Origin of the sequence: Roseicyclus sp., from assembly GCF_052168335.1 — a bacterium.
Classification (GTDB): Bacteria; Pseudomonadota; Alphaproteobacteria; order Rhodobacterales; family Rhodobacteraceae; genus Roseibacterium.
Window position 1 is genome coordinate 1 of the sequence record NZ_JBQLZP010000276.1, and the last position, 3214, is coordinate 3214.

The 3214-nt window shown below is 68.4% G+C and carries 3 protein-coding genes; all 3 read right to left on the reverse strand.

Going from position 1 to position 3214, the window contains the following annotated elements:
- A partial coding sequence (locus ACTS11_RS08400; protein WP_442639875.1) for an ABC transporter permease occupies positions 1–1021 on the reverse strand: 1021 nt, incomplete at its 3' end.
- A 119-nt stretch (positions 1022–1140) separates the two neighbouring features.
- Positions 1141–2808: an ABC transporter substrate-binding protein gene (locus ACTS11_RS08405; protein ID WP_442639876.1), complete on the reverse strand. Its 1668-nt coding sequence runs from the start codon at positions 2806–2808 to the stop codon at positions 1141–1143.
- 286 nt (positions 2809–3094) lie between these two features.
- The coding region (locus tag ACTS11_RS08410; RefSeq protein ID WP_442639877.1) for an AraC family transcriptional regulator at positions 3095–3214 on the reverse strand (120 nt) is incomplete at its 5' end.

Below are 3214 nucleotides of genomic sequence, written 5' to 3' on the forward strand. Positions count from 1 at the left end.
CCACGAGCACCGCGATGATGGAGCAGGCGAGCAGAAGCTCGATGTCGTTGTTCGAGGCCGCCTGCACCAGCGTCCATCCGAAGCCGTTGTAGTTGAACAGCGTCTCGACGATGACCACGCCGGTCAGGAGCCAGGGGAACTGGAGCATGATGACCGTGAAGGGCGCGATCAGCGCGTTTCTCAGCGCGTGCTTCAGCACGATGTTGCGGAAGGACACGCCCTTGAGCCGCGCGGTGCGGATGTACTGCGCGGTCATCACCTCGGCCATGGAGGCCCGCGTCATCCGCGCGATGTAGCCCATGCCGTAGAGCGCGATGGTCATCACCGGCAGCGTGAAGTTGGCGAAGGTCACGCCCTCCTCCATCGCCGAGCGCGCCGTGCCGGTGAAGAGCGTGCGCCCCTCGATCCAGCCCATCTCGGACAGCCAGGGCGAGAGGCCCGTGGTCGAGGAGGCGAGGAGCACGATGAAGATGACCCCCGAGACGTATTCCGGCGTCGCCGTCGAGGTGATCGAGACGGTGGAGAGCGTGCGGTCCATGCGCGAGCCCTCGCGCATGCCCGCGAGGATGCCGATGAGGAGGGCCGCGGGGATCATCACCGCGAAGGCCCAGAACATGAGGATGCCGGTCAGCCCGAGCGCACGCGACAGGATCGGCCCCACGTCGTTGTCGAAGACCGTCGAGTGGCCGAAGTCGCCCTGGAGGAGGCCGCAGCGCGCCGGCGCCTCGGCCGGGTCCATGCCGCGCTCGATGCAGCGGCCCGTGACGGTGCCGTCGGGCGCCTCGCGCGTCCATCCCGGCACGACGCCCAGCCATTCGCCGTAGCGCGACAGCATCGGCTGGTTGTAGCCGCGGTTCTCGAGCCATGTGGCGATCTCGGCGTCGCTCATGCGGACCGAGGCGAGCGAGCGCGCGACCTTCTCGAGATTGGGCTGGAGGTTCGTGAGCAGGAAGACGATCAGCGTCATGCAGAGCGCCGTCAGCGTCATCACGAGGAATCTGCGCAGAATGAACGTCGCCAACGGGTCCTCCTGGGATCGACCTCGGGGGATGCGCCGAACGTGCCGGCGCGACGGTCGCCGGGCGTCGGGCCGCCTGCCGGGGGAACGCGGCACGCGCTCCCCCGGTCCTTGGCGAAGGATCAGGCCGCGAAGCCGATCCGGTGGACGTGGATCTCGTGGGCCGGGTGCTTCTCGGCGTTCACGAGGCTGCCGTCGTGGTGGTTGTAGAGCGACCGCCAGTAGGGCTGGATGATGATGCCTTCCGACTGCAGGATCGTCTCGAGCGTCACCATGACCTCACGCCGTTCGTCGGCGTCCGCCAGCGAGAGCGCGGTCGCCATCGCGGCGTCGAACTCCGCGTTGGAGAAGGCCGTCTCGTTCCAGGAGCCGGTGGAGGTGTAGGCGAGCGCCATGTTCTGCACCGCCAGCGGCCGCCCGTTCCAGGACGTGGTCGAGAAGCCGTGCGTCGCCCAGGCCTGCCAGAAGGTCGCGCCGGGCGTGATGGTCCGCCGCACCGGGATGCCCGCGTCGCGCAGCTGCGCGGCGGCGGCGTTGCCGGTGTTGGACAGCCATTCCTCGTCGGGCGAGATCAGCTCGTGCTCGAAGTCGGCGAAGCCGGCCTCCGCCATCAGCGCCCCGGCGGCGGCCGGGTCGAAGACCGGGCGGCCGATGTCGGCGTATTCGGGGTGGATCGGGCAGGCGTGGTGGTTGTCGGCCACCGAGCCGAGGTTCGCGTAGCCCAGTTCCAGCAGAACCTGGTTGTTCACCGCCATCGTCAGCGCGCGGCGCACGCGCGCGTCGGCATAGGGCCGGCGCCCGTCGACCTCGTAGGCGTGGTTGGGCCGGATGACGAGGGTGGCCGCGGTCGTGGTCTCGGACTTGGTCCAGCCGATCGCGTCGAGAAGCTCGATGTACTCGCCCACGGATTCGTAGAGCAGGTTCACCTCGCCCGCCTCGGCCGCCGAGAGCCACGAGATCGGGTCGACGCCGTAGTCGATGTACTCGATCCGGTCGACATACGGGCCGCCGTAGACCGCCGTGCCCCACCACTCGAAGTCGGGGATGCGCTCGAGCGTGGCGCGCAGGCCGGGCTCGATCTCGAGCGGCCGGTAGGGTCCGGTGCCGATGCCGTTGTCGTAGGGGTTCCCGCCGGTGAAGGAGGAATGCACCAGCGCCGCCGGATAGTCCGAGACCTGCGCGATCAGCGTGATGTCGGGCTCGGAGTAGTTGAGGCGCACGGTGTGGCTGTCGACGATCTCGATGGCGCCCTCGCGCGCCTGCCCGGTGTCGGCGTTGCGCAGGCCGTTGAAGCGCGAGGCCATGGCGTTGCCCTCGACCGAGCCGTCGCACCAGCGGGTGAAGTTCCGCGCCACGTCCTCGGCGGTGAAGTCGTCGCCGTTGTTCCACTTCACGCCCTGCCGGACATTCAGCGTGTAGACGGTGGCGTCGTCGTTGGCTTCCCAGCTCTCGAGCAGCATGGGCACGAAGGAGCCGTCGTCACGGTACTCGGCGAGGTACTCGAGGAAGCCCCGCGTCTGGTTGCCGAGCTCGGACCAGTCGTAGGTCATCGGGTCCTTCATCGCCTTGATGATCTGCTGGATCTTCAGCGTTCCGCCCTGGACGGGCTCGGTCTGCGCCGCCGCCGGCTGGGGCAGGCCGATCAGCGAATAGGCCGCCGCGGCGCTGACGCCGAGCGCGGTCGAGCGCGTCAGGAACTCCCGCCGGCTCAGTTTGCCCTCGGCGTATTCACGGGCGTACATCTCGGCGGCCGGATGGCGCGCGAGACCCTTCTGTTGCGATGACGTCATTCTTGGCTTCTCCCTGTGTTCTTTGTCGTGGCCCTTCTGGGCCGTCTTGCGCGTTCCGTCGTCCGGCGGGCCGCGTCGGTCGTTCGTTGGTGGGCGTCGGGGCACCGGCCCCTCTGCGTGTTCGTCCGGTCGTTCGTGCGCTCATTACCGCGCGGAACATCATCAACCGTCAACGGGAAGTTGTAGCGGAGCCTTGTTCGTTTGCGACCCATTGATATGAAAAACGACATTCCTTGCGTGTGCAACCGGATTCCCCGGGGCATCCGGCCGCCTCCGAGCGCTGTTCTCAAGCGCGCCGGGCGGGGGCGCGGAAGTCGGAGGGCGTGCGCCCCGTCGCCTGCGCGAAGGCGCGCGTGAAATAGGCTGCCGAGGAAAAGCCGAGCGTCTCGGCGACCTCGCGCGCGGG

Bases quoted from the DNA above. Each gene is read 5' to 3' on its own strand.
- ACTS11_RS08405 (WP_442639876.1), bottom strand. From the start codon at position 2,808: ATGACGTCATCGCAACAGAAGGGTCTCGCGCGCCATCCGGCCGCCGAG.